This is a genomic window from Oceanobacillus halophilus (assembly GCF_003628505.1).
GTDB lineage: Bacteria > Bacillota > Bacilli > Bacillales > Amphibacillaceae > Oceanobacillus > Oceanobacillus halophilus.
In genome coordinates this window covers 64,573-84,708 of sequence record NZ_RBZP01000008.1, presented here as the reverse complement: position 1 = coordinate 84,708, position 20,136 = coordinate 64,573, and the positions used below count along the sequence as shown (strand labels likewise).

At 35.9% G+C, this 20,136-nt stretch carries 16 protein-coding genes, 2 tRNA genes and 2 other annotated features; of the genes, 4 read left to right on the top strand and 14 right to left on the bottom strand.

The window, feature by feature from the left end; translation table 11 throughout:
• Positions 1-131: 131 nt before the first annotated feature.
• Positions 132-204 (bottom strand) — tRNA-Arg (locus tag D8M06_RS11400).
• Between the two features lie 178 nt (positions 205-382).
• Here D8M06_RS11400 and D8M06_RS11395 point away from each other — a divergent pair.
• Positions 383-1,024 (top strand): deoxynucleoside kinase, encoded by a 642-nt coding sequence (locus D8M06_RS11395; protein WP_121204529.1) that lies wholly within the window; start codon positions 383-385, stop codon positions 1,022-1,024.
• Between the two features lie 15 nt (positions 1,025-1,039).
• Entirely contained in the window at positions 1,040-1,723 is a 684-nt protein-coding gene (locus D8M06_RS11390) for a deoxynucleoside kinase (protein ID WP_121204528.1), read from the top strand.
• A 53-nt stretch (positions 1,724-1,776) separates the two neighbouring features.
• On the opposite strand, the gene proC is transcribed toward D8M06_RS11390, so the two are convergent.
• Positions 1,777-2,589 (bottom strand): pyrroline-5-carboxylate reductase, encoded by an 813-nt coding sequence (gene proC / locus D8M06_RS11385; RefSeq protein ID WP_121204527.1) that lies wholly within the window; start codon positions 2,587-2,589, stop codon positions 1,777-1,779.
• A gap of 44 nt (positions 2,590-2,633) precedes the next feature.
• Positions 2,634-2,843, bottom strand: a binding site (T-box leader).
• Positions 2,844-2,978: 135 nt separating this feature from the next.
• Here proC and D8M06_RS11380 point away from each other — a divergent pair.
• Positions 2,979-3,707, top strand: coding sequence for a GTP pyrophosphokinase (locus D8M06_RS11380; protein WP_121204526.1), 729 nt, complete (start codon positions 2,979-2,981; stop codon positions 3,705-3,707).
• Positions 3,708-3,775: 68 nt separating this feature from the next.
• On the opposite strand, the gene D8M06_RS11375 is transcribed toward D8M06_RS11380, so the two are convergent.
• The 4 genes from D8M06_RS11375 to guaB all read right to left on the bottom strand — a co-directional run bounded on the left by D8M06_RS11375 (position 3,776) and on the right by guaB (position 9,339).
• Positions 3,776-3,868 (bottom strand) — tRNA-Ser (locus D8M06_RS11375).
• A 252-nt stretch (positions 3,869-4,120) separates the two neighbouring features.
• Positions 4,121-5,395 (bottom strand): serine--tRNA ligase, encoded by a 1,275-nt coding sequence (gene serS / locus D8M06_RS11370; RefSeq protein WP_121204525.1) that lies wholly within the window; start codon positions 5,393-5,395, stop codon positions 4,121-4,123.
• Positions 5,396-6,025: 630 nt separating this feature from the next.
• Positions 6,026-6,254, bottom strand: a binding site (T-box leader).
• 73 nt (positions 6,255-6,327) lie between these two features.
• Entirely contained in the window at positions 6,328-7,665 is a 1,338-nt protein-coding gene (locus tag D8M06_RS11365; RefSeq protein ID WP_421904345.1) for a serine hydrolase, read from the bottom strand.
• 201 nt (positions 7,666-7,866) lie between these two features.
• Entirely contained in the window at positions 7,867-9,339 is a 1,473-nt protein-coding gene (gene guaB / locus D8M06_RS11360; protein WP_121204524.1) for an IMP dehydrogenase, read from the bottom strand.
• A 163-nt stretch (positions 9,340-9,502) separates the two neighbouring features.
• Here guaB and D8M06_RS11355 point away from each other — a divergent pair, with 163 nt between their 5' ends.
• The gene (locus D8M06_RS11355) at positions 9,503-10,453 is read left to right on the top strand and encodes a YaaC family protein (protein WP_121204523.1); all 951 of its coding nucleotides are present in this window, start codon (positions 9,503-9,505) and stop codon (positions 10,451-10,453) included.
• On the opposite strand, the gene D8M06_RS19715 is transcribed toward D8M06_RS11355, so the two are convergent.
• From D8M06_RS19715 to dnaN, 8 genes are all read right to left on the bottom strand, one after another.
• The gene (locus D8M06_RS19715) at positions 10,433-10,891 is read right to left on the bottom strand and encodes a hypothetical protein (protein WP_147404969.1); all 459 of its coding nucleotides are present in this window, start codon (positions 10,889-10,891) and stop codon (positions 10,433-10,435) included. The genes D8M06_RS11355 and D8M06_RS19715 overlap by 21 nt on opposite strands.
• Before the next feature lie 74 nt (positions 10,892-10,965).
• Entirely contained in the window at positions 10,966-12,060 is a 1,095-nt protein-coding gene (locus tag D8M06_RS11350) for an HD-GYP domain-containing protein (protein WP_121204522.1), read from the bottom strand.
• 102 nt (positions 12,061-12,162) lie between these two features.
• Entirely contained in the window at positions 12,163-14,685 is a 2,523-nt protein-coding gene (gene gyrA / locus D8M06_RS11345; RefSeq protein ID WP_121204521.1) for a DNA gyrase subunit A, read from the bottom strand.
• A gap of 90 nt (positions 14,686-14,775) precedes the next feature.
• Positions 14,776-16,701, bottom strand: a complete 1,926-nt coding sequence (gene gyrB, locus D8M06_RS11340; protein ID WP_121204520.1) for a DNA topoisomerase (ATP-hydrolyzing) subunit B — start codon at positions 16,699-16,701, stop codon at positions 14,776-14,778.
• A gap of 224 nt (positions 16,702-16,925) precedes the next feature.
• Positions 16,926-17,207, bottom strand: a complete 282-nt coding sequence (gene remB / locus D8M06_RS11335) for an extracellular matrix regulator RemB (RefSeq protein ID WP_121204519.1) — start codon at positions 17,205-17,207, stop codon at positions 16,926-16,928.
• A 34-nt stretch (positions 17,208-17,241) separates the two neighbouring features.
• Positions 17,242-18,354 carry a DNA replication/repair protein RecF gene (gene recF / locus D8M06_RS11330; RefSeq protein WP_121204518.1) on the bottom strand — a complete coding sequence of 371 codons (1,113 nt, stop codon included), beginning with the start codon at positions 18,352-18,354 and terminating at the stop codon, positions 17,242-17,244.
• A gap of 5 nt (positions 18,355-18,359) precedes the next feature.
• Positions 18,360-18,581: a S4 domain-containing protein YaaA gene (gene yaaA / locus D8M06_RS11325; protein ID WP_121204593.1), complete on the bottom strand. Its 222-nt coding sequence runs from the start codon at positions 18,579-18,581 to the stop codon at positions 18,360-18,362.
• Between the two features lie 322 nt (positions 18,582-18,903).
• Positions 18,904-20,040 carry a DNA polymerase III subunit beta gene (gene dnaN, locus D8M06_RS11320; RefSeq protein ID WP_121204517.1) on the bottom strand — a complete coding sequence of 379 codons (1,137 nt, stop codon included), beginning with the start codon at positions 20,038-20,040 and terminating at the stop codon, positions 18,904-18,906.
• Positions 20,041-20,136 lie beyond the last annotated feature (96 nt).

Here is a 20,136-nt window from a genome sequence, read left to right as displayed (position 1 = left end):
AATAATTAAAATATTAAGTAACTTATGTCTATTTTAGAACATTATGTGACAATTTTAAAGTAGGAAGTTTGAAAAAAATAAAAAACACACTAAGTTTTTAATTTAGTGTGTTTTCTTTCATCTTATTAAAGCGGCCCCGGCAGGATTCGAACCTGCGGCACTTGGTTTAGGAAACCAATGCTCTATCCCCTGAGCTACGAGGCCATATTTTAAACCCAAGTAGATATAATTATACAACAGGATGATAGAAAAAGAAAAGTATAAAATAAACAAGATATATGTTAGAATAATTATTTGTGAAATAGAAGGTTTTAAAAGAAAGGTTAATAAAACCTATCTACAGGTCTTCTAAGAACAAGCCAAATGGATTGGAGGACTAGCTATGGCCAATGTTCCTTTTATTGCTATAGAAGGACCCATAGGGATTGGAAAGACATCTCTTGCTAAGAAACTTTCCAGCCATTATAATTTTCATTTATTGCAAGAAATTGTGGAAGAAAACCCCTTTCTAGGGAAATTCTATGATGACATAGAAGCGTGGAGTTTCCAAACAGAAATGTTCTTCTTATGCAATCGATTTAAACAATTAGAAGACATCGAGCAAAAGTATTTAAATCAGCATAAACCGGTGATTGCCGATTACCATATATCAAAGAATATGATTTTTGCCAAACGTACGTTAGAAAAGGATAAGCTTGAAAAGTATGAAAAAATCTATCATATCTTAACAGCTGATATGCCTGTTCCCAATATGATGATTTATTTAAATGCGAGCCTTGATACTATTTTAAATCGCATTCGTTTGCGTGGAAGAGATATAGAAAAAAATATTAAACATTCCTATCTAGAACAACTATCCTATGACTACGAAAATTATATGAATGAATTTGAAAGTCTGCATCCAGAAATACCGATCATTCGAATTGACGGTGATTCAACGGACTTTATCCAATTTCAAAGTGACCTGGATACAATCATAAATAATGTAAATAAACATCTTAAAGATTTGGCAACGACGAAATAATAAAGGGGAATAATAATGAATCTCAGAGAAAAATACCAAATTCCTAATGATAGTGTGATAACTATCGCTGGTACTGTTGGAGTTGGTAAATCTACCATGACAAAGGCATTAGCTAATGCACTTAATTTCAAAACCTCTTTTGAAAAAGTAGATACCAATCCATATTTAGAAGACTTTTACCGTGACTTTGAAAGATGGAGTTTCCATTTACAAATATATTTTCTTGCGGAGCGCTTTAAAGAGCAAAAGAAAATTTTTGAATATGGCGGAGGATTCATACAAGATCGCTCTATTTATGAAGATACGGGTATATTCGCTAAAATGCATTATGAAAATGGCAATATGTCCAAGACAGATTATGAAACCTATTCCAATCTTTTTGAATCTATGGTCATGACTCCATATTTTCCACACCCAGACTTGCTCATCTATTTAGAGGGATCACTAGATGCCATTTTAAACCGAATAGAAGAGCGCGGTCGATCCATGGAGAAGAGCACACCAATCAGTTATTGGGAAGAAATGTATCGCCGCTATGAGGAATGGATTAATAATTTCAATGCATGCCCGATATTACGAATAGATATTTCTGATTATGACTTAATGAGGAAAGAAAACACAATCGAGCCAATCTTAGAGAAAGTGGGCCATTTTATACAACAGTCTAGAAAACCTGCATCAAGGTTCATAAATAAATAAAAGTAACGAACTGGAGGGTCGAAGTAATCATGTCCATCCAGTTTTTCTTTTTACTATCCTTTTCCTAATTCTTCAGAACGCTGCTGCGCATTTTTTACACAATCCATCATTATTTTTTGAAAATGGTTCTTCTCTAACACACTGATTCCTGCTTCTGTTGTTCCATGAGGACTAGTGATTTTCTTTCTTAAAATATCAGCTCTTTCTCCAGTTTTCTGTAGCATTTCCCCAGCACCAATAACTGTATGTGTAATTAACTCTTTTGCAACTTTCTGATCCAGTCCCGCTTCTATAGCAGCGCTTTCCATTGCTTCAACCATATAGTAAATATAAGCAGGGCCACTGCCAGATATAGCGGTCACGATATGCATATCGTTTTCATCAACGATTGTAGTTGTTCCAATGGTATCAAATAACTCCTCTGCTAACTCCATATGTTCTCTATCAGCATGTCTGCCTTTGGTTAAAGCTGTTGCAGAGTAACCTACCATCGCAGACGTATTAGGCATTGCACGTATAACTGGTAAAGATACATTCAATTCACGGATAATCGTTTCCGTTGATACCCCAGCCAAAATAGAAATAAGTAATTGCTGTTTATTTATATAAGACTTAATTTCACTTAGAGACTCTTGAAGGTCATAGGGTTTCATTGCCAAAATGATGATATCTGCTTCTCGAACTGCCTTTTCTTTATTCTCGCAACAAGTAATCTGATACTGTTCTTCTAGATATTCCCTCCTTTTTATATTATTCCTATTTGTCATACGGATACGATTTCTTTCCACAATTCCTGCTTTAATAATCCCTGAAAGAATGGCTTCTGCCGCAGACCCTGCCCCTAAAAAAGTTATATTTTTATTCATACCAATACCTCCTTGTATAATAAAAAACCCATTCCCCCCTATATATATAGGACGAAATGAGTTCCGCGATACCACCTAATTTGGTAATTATACTACCCAGCTTTAATTTGATAACACAGTAATCTGTGGTTAGTTTCATTTGCTAACGACTCCTAGGTAGGTTCATACAAGCATTTTCCGAGGAATCTTCCAGCCTTTGGATTCCACTCTCTTTCGAATATGCTTTGCATTACTGGCCTAATCAACATCTTTATTATTCATCTATCATTTATTTGTTTTTTTGTAATATATGCTCTTTCCAGCAATTTGTCAAGTGGACATTTTTAATGAGATAAATACATGGATATTGGTATAATATATGTGTAAATTCAGAAGGAAAGGACATTTTTATGGAAAACAATATAGAAAAGTTACGAAAAATAAAAAATGAATTAACGCGATTTATGATGACATATAAGTTTGGCTTAGATGAAATGAATACTAAGTTAACGATTTTGAAGGAAGAATTTCAACATATTCATGAATATAATCCTATTGAACATATTAAATCACGGATTAAATCGCCAGAGAGTATCATGAAAAAGATGTATCGAAAGGATATTCCGATAACAACAGATAATATTAAGGAAAATATACGAGATATAGTAGGAATACGTGTGGTTTGCTCCTTTATTTCTGATATTGGTCGAATCAGCAACATGATTGAAAATCAAAAGGATGTCACATTAATTACCAAGAAAGATTACATCCAAAATCCAAAACCAAATGGATATAAAAGTTTACATCTTATTGTATCTATACCTGTCTTTATGTCAGATCGAGTGGAAGATGTTTTCGTAGAGATACAGATTCGCACAGTTGCCATGGACTTCTGGGCAAGTCTCGAACATAAAATCTTTTATAAGTATAATAATACGATTCCAGAAAGATTAACAAAGGAATTAACCGATGCAGCAAAAGCAGCGAATGAATTAGATGAAAGAATGGAGCGATTACATAAAGAAGTCAATCACATCAAGGACCGACATACAGATCAAAATATCAATTATTTAGAAATAAATGAGGATAAGTTATACCTGCCAACTAACTTTATAAATTCATTGATGAAACAAAAGTAGGTATCATAATAAACACCATTACAGTTGTAATGGTGTTTTTATAGTAGTGTATTGTATGTATAATTAAATGGAGGAGGTAGAGGGATTCGAACCCCCGCGCGGTTTGACCCGCCTGTCGGTTTTCAAGACCGATCCCTTCAGCCAGACTTGGGTATACCTCCATGACGACAAGAATTAATATACCATACTGAAAAATCTGTGTCAACATTATTCGACTTTTTTCTACCATTTTTTTACCAGGACTGTTTAATTCTAAAATTTAAAATAAGGCTGGGATAAAAGTATTTTCTCAAAGGAAAACCCGAACATGATTGGTGCATAATTACCGCTCCGGAAATATACTCCGCTAAGTAGCACATTGTTCGTTTTTTGCGTTAAACACTTTAGTTATGTCCCAGCCTCATTTTTTAGCCTTATTTGATGTACTCTACTCCGCCCATATAAGGTTGCAATACGTTAGGTACTTTAACCGTTCCATCTTCCTGTTGATAATTTTCTAAGATGGCTGCAACGGTTCTACCTACTGCTAATCCTGATCCATTCAATGTGTGAACGAATTCTGGCTTACCATTTGCTTCTCTGCGGAAACGAATGCCCGCACGTCTCGCTTGGAAATCTTCAAAATTTGAACAAGAAGAGATTTCACGATACGTATTTTGGTTTGGAATCCATACTTCAATATCGTATTTTTTCGCAGCAGTAAACCCTAAATCACCTGTGCACATACTCATCACTCGATACGGAAGCTCTAATAACTGTAATACTTTTTCTGCATGTCCTGTTAGTGTTTCTAATGTATTATAAGAGTCTTCTGGTTTAGCAAAATGAACTAATTCTACTTTATTAAATTGGTGCTGTCGAATTAGCCCTCTAGTATCACGACCTGCAGAACCGGCTTCAGAACGGAAACTTCCACTAAATGCTACATATTTTTTTGGTAATTCATCGGCATTTAATATTTCATCTCGATGGTAATTTGTAACTGGTACTTCCGCAGTTGGTACCATGAAGTAGTCCCATCCTTCTAATTTAAAGGCATCCTCTTCAAATTTTGGCAACTGGCCTGTCCCAGTCATACTTGTGCGGTTTACAATATATGGTGGAAGCATTTCAACATATCCATGCTCATCTGCGTGTAAATCCATCATAAAGCTTATTAAAGCGCGTTCTAACCTAGCCCCCATGCCTTTGTAAAAAACAAATCGGCTTCCTGTTACTTTACCAGCTCGCTCAAAATCTAAAATATCAAGATTTGTTGCAATATCCCAATGTGGCTTTTCTTCAAATGGAAAGGAAGGAATTGCCCCCCACTTACGTACCTCCACATTGTCATCCTCATCTTCGCCAATAGGTACACTTTCATGAGGGATATTCGGAATAGAAAGCATAATCAATTGTAACTTTTCTTCAATTTCTTTTAATTCCTTATCCAGTGCAGATATTTGATTTCCTACTTCCCGCATTTCTTTAATGGCAGGTTCTGCATCTTTTCCATCCCTTTTTAATTCGGAAATTTTCTTTGTTGCTTCATTACGTTTAGCCTTTAAGGTTTCTGATTCAGCTATTAATTCTCGGCGTTTTCCATCCAATTCACCAAAGTGGTTTAGTTCAGACAAATCTTCGCCTCGATGGTTTAATTTTGCCTTCACTTCCTCAAAATTATTACGTAAATACTTCATGTCTAGCATGATAATTCCTCCTTTTTTTTAGTGTGTAAAATAGGATTTTTTTATATTGCTTTACTAACAACTTAGAAAAACAAATCAATTAGTTAAGATTATAGAATCCGTTATAAAGAAGGTTTCTGCATTTACCCACTACGGAAATACACTTCGCTTTCCGCGGGCGGCTGGTGATCCTCCTCGTACTGTCGTGTCTTTAGGGGTCTCACCGATGCCTATCATCCCGCAGGACAAGGAACGTTTCGGCAGGGTTACATCGCACGCAGAAAAAAGTGGTTTTCTTTTTTCAAGGAGTCTCCGTGTATTTCCTCCGCTGATCTGTACTAATAAAATCTAATTAGAATCGTTAACAGATTTGTTGTATCTCTTCAGATGGAAAAATATTATCAAACGTTACTATATAATTTGAAGCAATACACCAATCAGAAAACTAAAACTAGCGAAGGCAGAGTACAGAGACTCCTTAAAACTAAAGAACTATTTTCTTCCTGAGATGCAACGCTGCCATAGCTTGTCATTCAGGAGCAGCACGTGTGCAGACCTGAGCATCGAGAGAATTCTTTGGCCCTTGCGTCGAGGAAGCCTACTTTAAAGCGTTACTATCTTATCTTAAATAAAAAACTCCCGTCCCTATTATATAGGGACGAGAGTATATTTCCCGCGTTGCCACCCTTGTTGAAGAGTTCATCTCTTCCGGCTTTCCACGTGTTAACGGTCCGTAACCGGGTTTACTTAGTTTGACTATACAAATCAATTCCATAAACCAGTTCAAGGATGGATTCACAGCTTTCTAACATCGATTTACACCAACCATCGACTCTCTTTGGATAGATATACTGTTACTAATTCCTATCATAACTATTTGTGTTACATTTTATTATAAATATAATAATCAATTTTTTACCAAGTTGCAAGTAAATATCTTCATTGTTGATTTCTTAACTAAACAAACCTTTAATCCAATCAACTGCACTTGTAAATATATTAGCAAAGAAATCACCAATAGCACCAAGTGTTAGCATAAACCAGTTAGCTTTCTCTACCCCATCTTCTGTCACCAATGGAACAGAACTGGAATTTTTACTAATAATATACCCATAATCATTTTCGCCTTCAAAAACAAGATTTACCGTTCCTACAACTTCTCCTTTTTCTATCGGAGCAGTTAATTCGCCATCTTCATTTAATTTATCTTGATCAATTACGTATTCAATACTATATTGCTCAGCATCTTCTGATTTTATAGGTACAGAAATAGCATCTCCTAATGATACTTTAACCGTATCTTCCTTCCCTTTTTGTACTGGCAATGTTGATTTTCCATCTAATTGGTACCCTTCCGCAAAAAGCTCTTGTGTCTGGAAGTTTTTAAATCCATAATCCAGTAGTTTCGCGGTTTCTTCAAACCGTTCCTCTTTACTATCTGTCTTCATTACCACAGTAATTAGACGATTTCCATTTCGTATTGCTGTACCTGCAAAGCTATTCCCACCACTTTCCGTATAGCCAGTTTTTAAACCATCTACGCCTTCATAAAAGAATTGTTCTAGGAAAGATGCTTCATGTGGCAACATCCAATTCCAATTTCGTATAGACTGATCAGCAAATTCTGTTTCTGGAATTGATGATGTATCTAAAACCTCAGGAAAGTCATGAACAAGATTATAAGCAAGTAATGCTGTGGATCTAGCCGATAATAAATTTAAATCATCTGAGTCTGTACCTTCTGGATGATTTCCAGCCAAATCAGCATTGTCCAACCCAGTTGAATTTACAAACTCGAATTCTGAAAGGCCCATTTCTTCAGCCTTTTGATTCATTAGTTTTACAAATTCACCTTCAGATCCTGCAATGAGTTCTGCAAGTGCAATTGTTGTTGCATTGTCAGAGTTTATGGCCATTGCTTCATAAAGTTCTTTCACTGTATATGGCTGGTCTTGTTTTAAACCAACACCTGAAAAAGCATCATTCGCTGAAATACTATAGGCATAGTCACTAATTTCTGTTGTGGTATCCCAACTAATCTCTCCATTTTGGATGGCTTCTAACACCAGGTATTCTGTCATCATTTTTGTCATACTTGCTGGTGGAATAGTAGCATCTGGATTTTTAGAATATAAAATTTTTCCTGTATCAAAGTCTACTAATATTGCTGATTCAGCATTTAAATCTAAAGATTCCTGTGCCTTTATCCCACTAGGATTGATAACAATAGTTGCGAACATAATCGCAAAAACAAATAGTATCGTAAAGTTCAATTTTATGTCATATTTCAACGCTCTGTACCTCCAACATTTGGTTTCTATTTATTATATCTTTCTTTTATTTTTGTCTACTATGGATTACGGATTATATTTCTTGTCCTTTTAAACACACACTTTGTTATTTTACCATAGAGCATGAAAAAAAAATAGATGAGGAAAGTCCTCATCTTGAAAATTTTTCTTATTTAAGAAAACATTATATTTTTAGCTCTATTATTGTACGGAATAATTAGGCGCTTCCTTTGTTATTTGAACGTCATGTGGGTGACTTTCACGTAAACCAGCATTTGTGATTCTAATAAACTGTGCATCATTACGCAAAGCCGTAATTGTTGCAGTACCACAGTAACCCATTCCAGAACGTAATCCTCCCATTAGTTGATGAACTGTATCAGATAAAGCGCCTTTATAAGGAACTCGTCCCTCAATTCCCTCTGGAACAAGCTTTTTATTTTCAGCATCCCCTTGGAAATATCGATCTTTAGATCCAGCTTTCATCGCCCCAACTGAGCCCATTCCACGATATACTTTATATTTTCGGCCTTGATATATTTCTGTTTCTCCAGGGCTTTCAGATGTTCCAGCAAACATACTGCCCAACATAACAGCATGCGCACCAGCTGCCAATGCTTTAACTATATCGCCAGAATATTTAATTCCACCATCTGCAATAACTGGAACCCCATATTCCTCTGCCGCAGCAGCACAATCATTAACTGCTGTAATTTGCGGAACTCCTACACCCGCTACAACACGTGTCGTACAAATAGATCCTGGTCCGATACCGACTTTTACAATAGTAGCTCCTGCATCGATTAATGCCTTTGTACCCTCAGCAGTTGCCACATTACCAGCAATAACATTTAAATCTGGATATTCTTTACGTACCTCTCTTATCTGGTCAAGAACACCTTTAGAGTGGCCATGTGCTGTATCAATTACAATGACATCAACACCAGCTTCTACTAATTTATCAATACGCTTCATCGCATCTTTCGTCACACCAACGGCTGCACCAACTAATAATCTCCCTTGCGCATCCTTTGCAGCATTTGGAAATTCAATAACCTTTTCAATATCTTTAATAGTTATTAATCCTTTTAATACATTATGATTATCTACGAGAGGAAGTTTCTCAATTTTATATTGTTGAAGTATTTTCTCCGCTTCTTCTAATGTAGTCCCAACAGGTGCAGTAATTAAATTATTACTAGTCATAACATCTGATATAGCGATGGAATAATCCTGAATAAAACGCAAATCACGATTCGTAATAATACCTACTAATTTCTGTTCTTCTATTGTATTAACTATTGGTACACCAGAAATCCGAAATTTCCCCATTAAATGTTCTGCGTCAAAAACTTGATGTTCTGGTGTGAGGAAAAATGGATTGGTTATAACTCCACTCTCAGAACGTTTTACCCGATCAACTTGTTCCGCTTGCTCTTCAATGGACATATTCTTATGAATGACACCAAATCCACCCTGACGAGCCATCGCAATTGCCATTTCTGCCTCGGTTACCGTATCCATACCAGCACTAATGAAGGGTGATTTTAATTGCAAACTAGGAGACAACTCCGTATGAAGCTTAACCTCATTTGGCAAAACTTCAGATTCAGCTGGTAATAACAACACATCATCAAACGTCAAACCTTCTTTTGCAAACTTATCTTTACGCAAAAGTTACTCCTCCTTTTTACCATGTATTATTTTTTTACAATATGACCAAACTAGTAGGTAATTCTATTTTTATATACCATACGCTAACTATTTAGCTTTTTCAATAACATATTCGTGAAATGTAAAAAGAAAATAGATTCTGAATTTTTGGTAGGAGAATGAAATGAATAATAATTATGATTTTTATACATATTTAACGTCTCAACAAACTGCACAAAACTATTTATTCAGCTGCTACAAAGAGATTAGTGAAGTAGATGCAGCGTCAAAAAGCTACGAGAATTACAGTGCATTTATGTATTATCTTGAACATGGGAAAAGTTTCTATGAAATAGGGGATACCGTAGATTTATTTGCAAAGCCAGTCTTATACTTCTATGGAATGACACACTTATTAAAAGGCTGCCTATTATCAAGAAGGCCAAATTATCCAGAATCTACTACATTATTATCGCACGGAGTGACCTCAAGAAAACGAAAGAAAAAAAATTATTCATTCATGGAAGATGACGTAAAAGTGCAAAAAAAAGGGCTCTTTCCATACTTTTCAAGTCATCTCTTTAACATTAGCAATATGCCTTTTGAGAAAGTGAAAATGGAGGATCTGTTATCTGTCATTCCTGAGATACAATCCTTTTTTAATCTTCAGCAAAGCAGAAGAATGATTGCTGTAGGTTCTATGGATTCTCGCTTTTTAAAATTTCCAACAGAGTTATTAGACAACTACCATCTAACTAATAAGGCATTTATTAAACGTATTGAACCAAACCTTCCTCTAATCGAAGACCTTGATATTGATAAAGAATACATTCAACTAAAGATAGCTCGTAATATAACAAGTTCAAACGGGCCGTTTTTTATCCATATGAAGGATAGAACGATATATTTTCCTTATCAAAGAAATCACTTTTTACCTATTTCCGAGGTGATGATTCATTACTTGCTGTTATATAATCTAAGCATGCTTTGCAGATATGAGGCAGAATGGTGGGGGGATCTATTATCCTCCAAATCAGACTTAGACTATCCTTTTATTCGTAAGTTTTTAAACATTACAGCTGAAAAAATACCACAAATACTACAACATGAATTATTATCGGTAGGAAAATTGTGATATTACACAATTGGTGGTGGGGGAGTGTGAGTCTATCAACCGCTTGGGCTGGGATATCGACCGGTCGGAGGGGGCTATCAACCGAGTTGGTGCTTCTATCAACCGAGTTGGTGCTTCTATCAACCGGCTCGTGCTGTCTATCAACCGACCTGGAGCTTCTATCAACCGGCTCGTGCTGTCTATCAACCGACCTGGGGCTTCTACCAACCGGCTCGTGCCCTCTATCAACCGACCTGGGGCTTCTATCAACCGGCTCGTACCTTCTATCAACCGGCCTGGAGCTTCTATCAACCAGCTCGTGCTGTCTATCAACCGACCTGGAGCTTCTATCAACCGGCTCGTCCCGTCTATCAACCGCCCCGTGCCCTCTATCAACCGACCTGGAGCTTCTATCAACCGGCTCGTACCTTCTATCAACCGACCCAGAAGCTCTATCAACCCTATCTAAAAAGCATACCTTACATAAAAAGCATAAAAGGAATAGAACCGGAGTCTTACCGGAATCTATTCCTTTATATTTTTTGCTCAATATGTAGGTTGGGTGCTGTTTGGAGTGCGATGATATCTCCGTTATGTTCAAGGCGAATAATTGGTCGAGTTGGATTAGCGGGCTCTACAAAAATAACTTCTCCCTGTTGTTTATTATTTAACAGGATTTTCGTGCCCACAGAAAAATTAGCAAGGCTTTTTGCAAACACCTTTACAATTTCTGGATTAAACTTGGTATATTGATTCTTTTGAATTTCCTCGATTACTTTATAAGGTGATTTTTTTTCTTTATATAGTCGCTCACTAGTCATCGCATGATAGGTATCACAAACAGCAACGATTTGCGCATATTTATGTATTTTATCCATAGGGACACCAAGTGGATAACCGCTCCCGTCTAATCGTTCGTGATGCTGCAAGACGGCTAGCTTTACTCCAACTGTTAATGCAGAGATATGTTCAACAAGCCGGTAGGAATATGTAGGATGTTTCTTTATTTCTTCTAGCTCACTCTCTAGTAAAGGAGCATCCTTTAAGATAATATTAGAATTTATCTTTGCCATGCCACTATCACTTAGTAAGCCAGCAATTCCTATTTGAAGCCATTCCCCTTTAGAAAAACCTAATTTTCTTGCTAAGTAGGAGGAGAGTATACCTAAAGCGATACTATGAAAGAATAAATAATCTCTTTTTTCACCGTAGTGATGAAGACGAGTTACATTTTCATCAATTTCGTCGACTCTCTCTAATAATGGAATAATAATTTGCCTTACCTTTAATATATCTAACGGAATCCCACTTTGTATGGTTTTGTAGAGCTTTTTGTAATCCTTAACAGCTTTTTGAAAATGCTGTTTAAAAGTAGAAATACCATTTTGATCCTCTACACTATTCGGAGATATTCTGCCCACTTGCTCATCTACTAATTTGGGTTCAAATACTTTTCCGTTACTGAGATTGGGATCAACTTCTACAGACTCAACAAGGAAGGCTTTTAGAAATTCAATATGCTGTTCTGTTAATATTGTATGTTTATAAATAATAGGACGATTTGATTTCCCGTAAATATCCTTTAACAAAATACAACCTGGAACAAGCTGTGATGGCGTCGATAGCATATGATTGCCCCCTCTATCTAGGTATGTAATCCCGTAGTTTCTTATAGAAAAAGCGTGGGATTTGAAAAAATAAGGTGACTCTTTATCAAGCCACCTTACTCTTTATTCCGTATCATCTGGTGTTTCCACATCAGTTTCTTCAGAAGATTGCTCTTCATTTTCGTTTTCTTCGCTTTCTTCGTTTTCTTCATCTTCTTCATGTTCTATTTTTGCAACTGTAGCAACTTCTTCATCATCAAGTAAACGAATCAAACGAACGCCCATTGTATTTCGACCTGTCTCAGAGATATCTTCAACAGGAATTCGAATTAACACACCAGCAACTGTAATTAACATTAGGTCTTCATCACCAGTTACTGTTTTTACTGCGGAGACATTTCCTGTCTTTTCACCTAACTTGCAAGTGAATACACCCTTACCACCACGATTTGTACGGCGATATTCGGACTCATGGGTTTGTTTACCATACCCTTTATCCGTCACATGTAGAATCTTACAGCCTTCTTCGATAATTTCCATGGAAACAACCTCATCGTCATCTCTTAGAGAAATACCTCTGACACCAGCAGCAGTTCTACCCATCGATCTAATTTGAGTTTCTTCAAATCGGATAAGATAACCATTCTTCGTTGCGATCATAACATCTTTCGTACCATCTGTTTCTTTAACTGATATCAGCTCATCATCCTCTTTAAGACCAAGTGCAATTAGCCCACCTTTACGGATATTGGAATACTTCGAAACAGAAGTACGTTTAGTAATACCATGTTTTGTGGTAAAGAATAGAAACGCATCTTCTTTATATTCACTTACTGAAATTACAGCGTTAACCCATTCTCCATTTTCAACTTGGAGCATATTAATAATCGGGATACCTTTTGCTGTTCTTGAGAACTCAGGTACCTCATACCCCTTTGCTTTGTATACCTTACCTTTATTGGTAAAGAATAATAGTGTGTTGTGGGTTGAGGTAGATACAAGATGTTCTACAAAATCATCTTCATTTGTTCCCATTCCTTGAATACCTCGTCCTCCACGTTTTTGAGTACGATACGTAGAAGATGGAAGACGTTTAATATATCCTTTATGAGTTAAGGTAACGACGATGTTTTCTTCAGGAATTAAGTCTTCATCCTCGAAGAATCCAGCACCACCAGCTACAATTTCCGTACGGCGTTCATCATTGTATTTTTCTTTAATTTCGATAAGCTCTTCACGAATAATTTCTAGGATTTTCTCTTCATCTGCTAAGATTGCTTTTAATTCAGAGATTAATGCTTGTAATTCTGCATATTCTTCCTCAATTTTATCTCGTTCTAAACCAGTTAGACGCTGTAAACGCATATCGAGGATTGCTTGTGCTTGTTTCTCTGAAAGGTTAAAGCGTTCCATTAAACCAGTACGTGCAATTTCTGTTGTTTTTGAATTCCGAATAAGCGATATTACCTCGTCGATATGGTCTAAGGCAATACGCAAACCTTCTAGAATATGTGCACGAGCTTCTGCTTTTCTAAGTTCAAACTCTGTTCTTCGTCTTATAATAATTTTCTGATGGTTTAGATAATGTACTAAACATTCCTTGATATTTAATACTTTTGGCTGTCCGTCAACTAGCGCTAGTGTGTTAATACCAAATGTCGTCTGCATAGCGGTATTTTTATATAAATTATTTAGAACAACATTTGGATTGGCATCACGACGCAATTCAATAACGATACGCATTCCATTACGATCAGATTCATCCCTCAAGTCCGTAATACCTTCTAAACGTTTATCACGGACAAGTTCAGCAATTTTCTCAACCAGTTTTGCTTTATTTACTTGATAGGGGATCTCATTAACAATGATGGTTGATTTGCCATTACTATGTTCCTCAATATTAGCCTTTGCACGTAACGTTATAGATCCCTTACCAGTTTCATAAGCTTTACGAATTCCACTTCTTCCTAAGATTTGTGCTGCTGTAGGGAAGTCTGGCCCATAAATATAATCTTCCATAAGCTCTTCAATTGTAATTTCAGGATTTTTACTTACTGCTAAAACCGCGTCAATAGTTTCTCCCAAGTTGTGCGGAGCTATATTGGTCGCCATACCTACAGCAATACCTGAGGCGCCATTTACTAATAGATTAGGAAATCGTGCTGGGAATACAACCGGTTCGCGTTCAGATCCATCATAGTTATCTTGATAGTCAATCGTGTCTTTATTAATATCACGAAGTAATTCCATTGATATCTTGGACATTCTAGCTTCTGTATATCGCATCGCAGCTGCTGAGTCGCCATCCACCGAACCAAAATTCCCATGGCCATCAACGAGCATATAGCGATAGCTAAAATCCTGTGCCATACGTACCATTGTTTCGTAAACAGCAGAATCACCATGCGGATGATACTTACCAATTACTTCTCCAACAATACGTGCTGACTTTTTGTGAGCTTTATCAGAATGCATACCTAAATCATTCATTGCATAAAGAATCCTTCTGTGTACCGGCTTCATACCATCACGGACATCTGGAAGGGCACGTGACACGATAACACTCATGGCATAATCAAGGAATGATGTACGCATTTCATTACTGATATTTATCTCTTGAACATTTGAGCGCTTTTCTTCCGCCATTACTTATTACCTCCTAATAGAAAAAACACTTCAAGTGCTTTTCTACTGGTTAAACATCATAAAATTGACTTTTAACCTTCAACATACTTTTTAAATATCTAGATTTTTTACATACTGGGCATTTTCTTCGATAAAATTCCGTCTTGGTTCTACTTTATCACCCATTAGCATATCGAATACCTGGTCTGCATCAATCGCATCTTCTAATTCTACTTGGAGTAATGTACGATTATCAGGATTCATCGTTGTATCCCATAACTGTTCTGCATTCATCTCCCCAAGACCTTTGTAACGTTGAATTCCAGGCTTAGGAGTACTTGGGATTTCTGCTAGAATTTTATCAAGCTCTTTTTCATTATAGGCATAATAGGAACTTTTCCCTTGTTTTATCTGATAAAGAGGTGGCTGAGCGATATATATATATCCATGTTCAATTAATGGGCGCATATAACGATAGAAAAATGTTAATAGTAAGGTACGTATATGTGCTCCATCAACATCAGCGTCTGTCATAATAACAACTTTATGATATCTTGCCTTAGATATATCAAAGTCTTCGGAAATTCCAGTTCCCATCGCAGTAATCATGGACCTGACTTCGTTGTTCGATAGGATTCTATCTAAGCGTGCCTTTTCAACGTTTAATATTTTCCCTCGTAATGGAAGAATTGCTTGGAAATGACGATCTCGTCCTGTTTTTGCTGACCCACCAGCAGAATCCCCCTCCACGATATATAGTTCACTTATAGAGGCATCTTTTGATGAACAATCTGCTAGTTTACCCGGCAAATTGGAAATTTCAAGTGCACCTTTTCTACGAGTAAGCTCTCGAGCCTTTTTAGCTGCCATACGTGCTCTTGATGCCATTAAACCTTTATCAACGATGATTTTTGCCACATTAGGATTTTCATAGAGGAATGTAGAAAATCTCTCACTAAAAATAGAATCTGTTACCGTTCTAACTTCACTATTACCAAGTTTCGTTTTTGTTTGTCCTTCAAATTGAGGATTGGGATGTTTTATGGAAACAATGGCAGTAATTCCTTCTCTTACATCATCACCAGAAAGGTTTGACTCGCCTTCTTTTATTAAGTTATTTTTTCTAGCATAGTCATTAATCACACGTGTTAAACCAGTTCTAAAGCCAACTTCATGAGTACCACCTTCGTACGTATGAATATTGTTGGCAAAAGAATAAAGATTAGATGCAAAGCCATCGTTATACTGAATTGCTACTTCCACAGAAATATTCTGATCTTCACCTTCTGCATAAAATGGCTCATGTAATACTTCTTTATTGTTATTTATATATTCAACATACGAGGCTATACCGCCCTCATAATAATAACTTTCCGTTTCTTTATCTGAGCGTTTATCTTCTAAAGAAATTCTCAATCCTTTATTTAAGAAAGACAGTTCACGCAAACGTTGTGATAAGGTATCAAAATTATACTCCAATGTTTCAGTGAAGATTTCTGGATCAGGATTAAAATGAGTTATTGTCCCGGTAATATCGGTTTCGCCGATTACTTTAATATCTTCTTGAGGAACGCCTTTTTTAAATTGCTGATAATGAATTTTATTATCACGGTGAACGTAAACTTCTAGATTAGTTGATAGGGCATTAACAACAGATGCACCTACACCGTGAAGTCCTCCAGAAACTTTGTATCCGCCACCGCCAAATTTACCGCCCGCATGAAGCACTGTCATAATTACTTCTAGTGCAGGACGACCAGTTTTTTTCTGGATATCAACAGGAATTCCTCGACCATTATCCTGAACGGTGATACTATTGTCTTCTTCAATAATAACTTCAATATGATCACAATATCCCGCTAAAGCTTCATCAATACTATTGTCTACAATCTCCCATACAAGATGGTGTAGACCTTTTTCTGCAGTTGAACCAATATACATTCCAGGACGTTTTCGAACAGCTTCCAAACCTTCTAGAACTTGAATCTGATCGGCATCATATGATTGTTCAGTAGTTACTTTTTCTTCCATTGACATCTTTCTCACACTCATTTCTTATGAAAAACTCAATCTATTTTTTAATGATAAAAATCATGTATTTTAGCAGTACGATACTTTTTTCTTGCATAGGTTGATATATGTAATCACCGAAAAGCTTTCGTCTAATCTTTCTGTATACATATTTCTGTAATTGGAAAGTTTAAAAACATTCGCATTCACCTATGGTTCATTATTCAAATTTCAAAAATGTAATTAAAACACTAAGGAATGACCCCTTCAGAATAATCCTCTAAATTACTGATGATTTTACTAACACTCGTACGTTTCTTTAATGTCGGAACAGAAACAGTAGTATAATATATCATATCTTTTGTTACTATTACAGATTTCGAGCTGTTTGCAGGGCCGGCAATTTTCTTTTCTTTTTTCCATGCTTCCATCATTTCTCCCATTATGACCGAGGAAGAAATAATCTGATGATCAATAATCGCTATCACATCTTTTGAACGAATAACGTTTCCATCGCCGATATGAATAAACATTTTGCTTCAGAATCCTTCCTATTTAAATATTTTATTATGATTCTATGTTTCCTCCTGATACCCGGAACAATTCTGCTTTTTTCAACGTTTCATGATTAATTCCTTCTACACTAGTTGTGGATACAAAGGTTTGTACTTTCCCTTGAATGGTATTCAGTAGGTGAGATTGTCTATAATCATCCAATTCACTTAATACATCATCAAGGAGTAATATTGGATACTCGCCAACCTCGTTATTAATTAACTCAATCTCAGCAAGTTTTAAAGATAAGGCAGTTGTGCGCTGCTGTCCTTGGGAACCATAAGTTTGGACATCCTTATCATTAACCTGGAATTTCAGGTCATCTCTATGAGGACCAATTAGTGTTGTACCACGTTCAATTTCCTTTTCTTGTATTTCTTGAAATTTTTTTGTATAGATAGTATCTATTTTCTCCTTATTTTCTGCTTCTGATACTTCAATTGTAGCATTATACTTGATTTCTAGTTTTTCTAGTCCTCTGCTTATTCCATGATGTATCGGACTTGCCCATTTTTTAAGCAATTCCAGAAAGATAAATCTCTTTTCCAGAATGATAGAGGCATGTTCTATGAGTTGTGCAGATAGGACTTCAAGCATCGTTCTATCTGTTTTATCTCTTCGCTGCATCTGCTTCAACAGATTGTTACGCTGTTTTAATATGCGTTGGTACTGTCCTAAGTGGTATATATAAGTAGGTTGTATTTGACCAAGTTCCATATCGATAAATCTTCTTCTAATTTGTGGTGGCCCCTTCACAAGGGTTAAGTCTTCTGGGGCAAACATTACGACATTTATTGCCCCTATATAATCACTAAGTCGCTTTTGTTCTAAATGATTTAGTTTTGCTTTTTTTCCTTTGGATGAGATAACAATTTCAAGTGGAAGAGAGTTATTTCGTTTTTTTACCCTACCCTCTATTTTAGCATATTCTTGGTCCCATTGGATAAGTTCTTTTTCATGTGAGGTACGATGTGATTTGGTAAAGGCCAGTACGTATATTGCTTCCATCAAATTAGTTTTCCCCTGGGCATTTTCACCAATAATGACATTGATTTTATCATCGAAGGAGATACTTAATTTTTCATAGTTTCGGTAGTTCCTTAAGTCTAACCTCTCAATGTGCATATAATTTAAGCCTCTTTTTTAACAATATAAGAACCAAACTCTTCTATCTCTATTATATCTTCTGGATAGAGTTTTCGACCGCGTCGGTGTTCTAGTTCACCATTTACAACAGCACCAACATCCTGAATAAATGCTTTAACCATACCACCTGAATCCAATATGTTTAGGAGTTTAATAAATTGTCCTAATGTAATGTAATCTGTTTGAATTTGAACTTCTTCATGCAATGTCATCACCAAATTTTCTTTATTATTTTAGGCTCTTATCAAACTAATTTTGAAATCTAGTTAAAACCCTATATTCTGCTTATTCCCTTCTAAAACTTATATATACCTATTTTACTAAAGTTTTTGCTTTAAGGGAAGGTGAGACCCTGGAAATTAAAAATAAACGCTCATTTTGGCCTATTTTTGCTTTTTAGAAACAAAAAAGAAACCGGGTTGTGCCGATTTCCTTTTTTTGGTCTAGCATAAATTATAAAAAATAGGATGTGGATAACATGCATGAATGGCCACGTCCAGCGTGAACGCTTTTGTTTCTTCCTTCGAATTAGTAAGTTCTAACTGGAAGAATTAATTGTAAGATAGAATCATCGTTTACAGGTCTAATAATGAATGGTCTCATAGCACCAGTAAAGGCGATAGATACTTCGTCATATTCAATAGCTTTTAAGGCCTCTATCATATATTTGGAACTAAAAGATATTTTTAATTCCTCTCCTTCAATGGATTGAACGGTAATATCTTCCGTTACATTTCCGATTTCCGGTGAATTACTAGTAATTTCTATTAACCCTGTGCCTTGAGTTGTTAAACGAACAACATTGTTTCTCTCTTCTTTAGCTAATAAGGAGGCACGATCAATTGTGCTAAGTAATTCTTTCGTTTTTACCTGAATTAAGGTCTTACTTTGTTCAGGAATTAAACGTGAAGTTTCAGGGTAATTACCATCTAAGAGACGAGATAAGAAATTCAAATGCTTCGTTTTAAAAAGAATTTGGTTATTGGTTACGCTGATTTCTACCGTTTCTTCAGCATCGACTAGTATTTTATTTAACTCATTTAAACTTTTACCAGGAACAACAATATTATTAAATTCAATATTTGTATTTGTAACTGGAATTTCTCTAGATGCTAAACGATGGCTATCCGTCGCAATAAATTTTAAAACATTTTCTTTAAGATTAATATTTACCCCCGTAAGAATAGGTCTAGTTTCCATCGTTGAAACTGCAAATACAGTTTGCTTAATCAAACTTTTCAACAAATCTATAGGTAATTCAAAACTATCATCTGTTTGAATTTTTGGAAGCTGTGGATATTCCTCAGCATCTTGTCCATTTAGGGTGAATTCTGCTTTACCTGAGCGAATAGTTACTTTTAGATCTGAATCAGACTCAATTTCGACCGTTTTTTCAGGCAATTTGCGTACAATATCTGGGAAATACTTTGCTTGTAATACAATACTTCCTTCTTCTATCTGTTCTACATTTACTTTTTCATTTTCTTCTGCTGGAATATAAGATTCGATAGATACATCAGAATCACTACCCGTAAGAGTTACTCCGTGTGATTTTGCTTCAACTTTTATACCAGTCAAGATTGGAATAACGGTTCTAGGTGAGATAGCTTTCATGACATTTTGAACACTAGCTATTAATTGATCACGTTGGATAATAAATTTCATAAAAAAATCCTCCTAGTGGAAGTTCTATATTATATTTATTTTTAATAAAAAAAACAGTAATAAAAGTAATAATGCTTGTGATTATGTGGATAATCG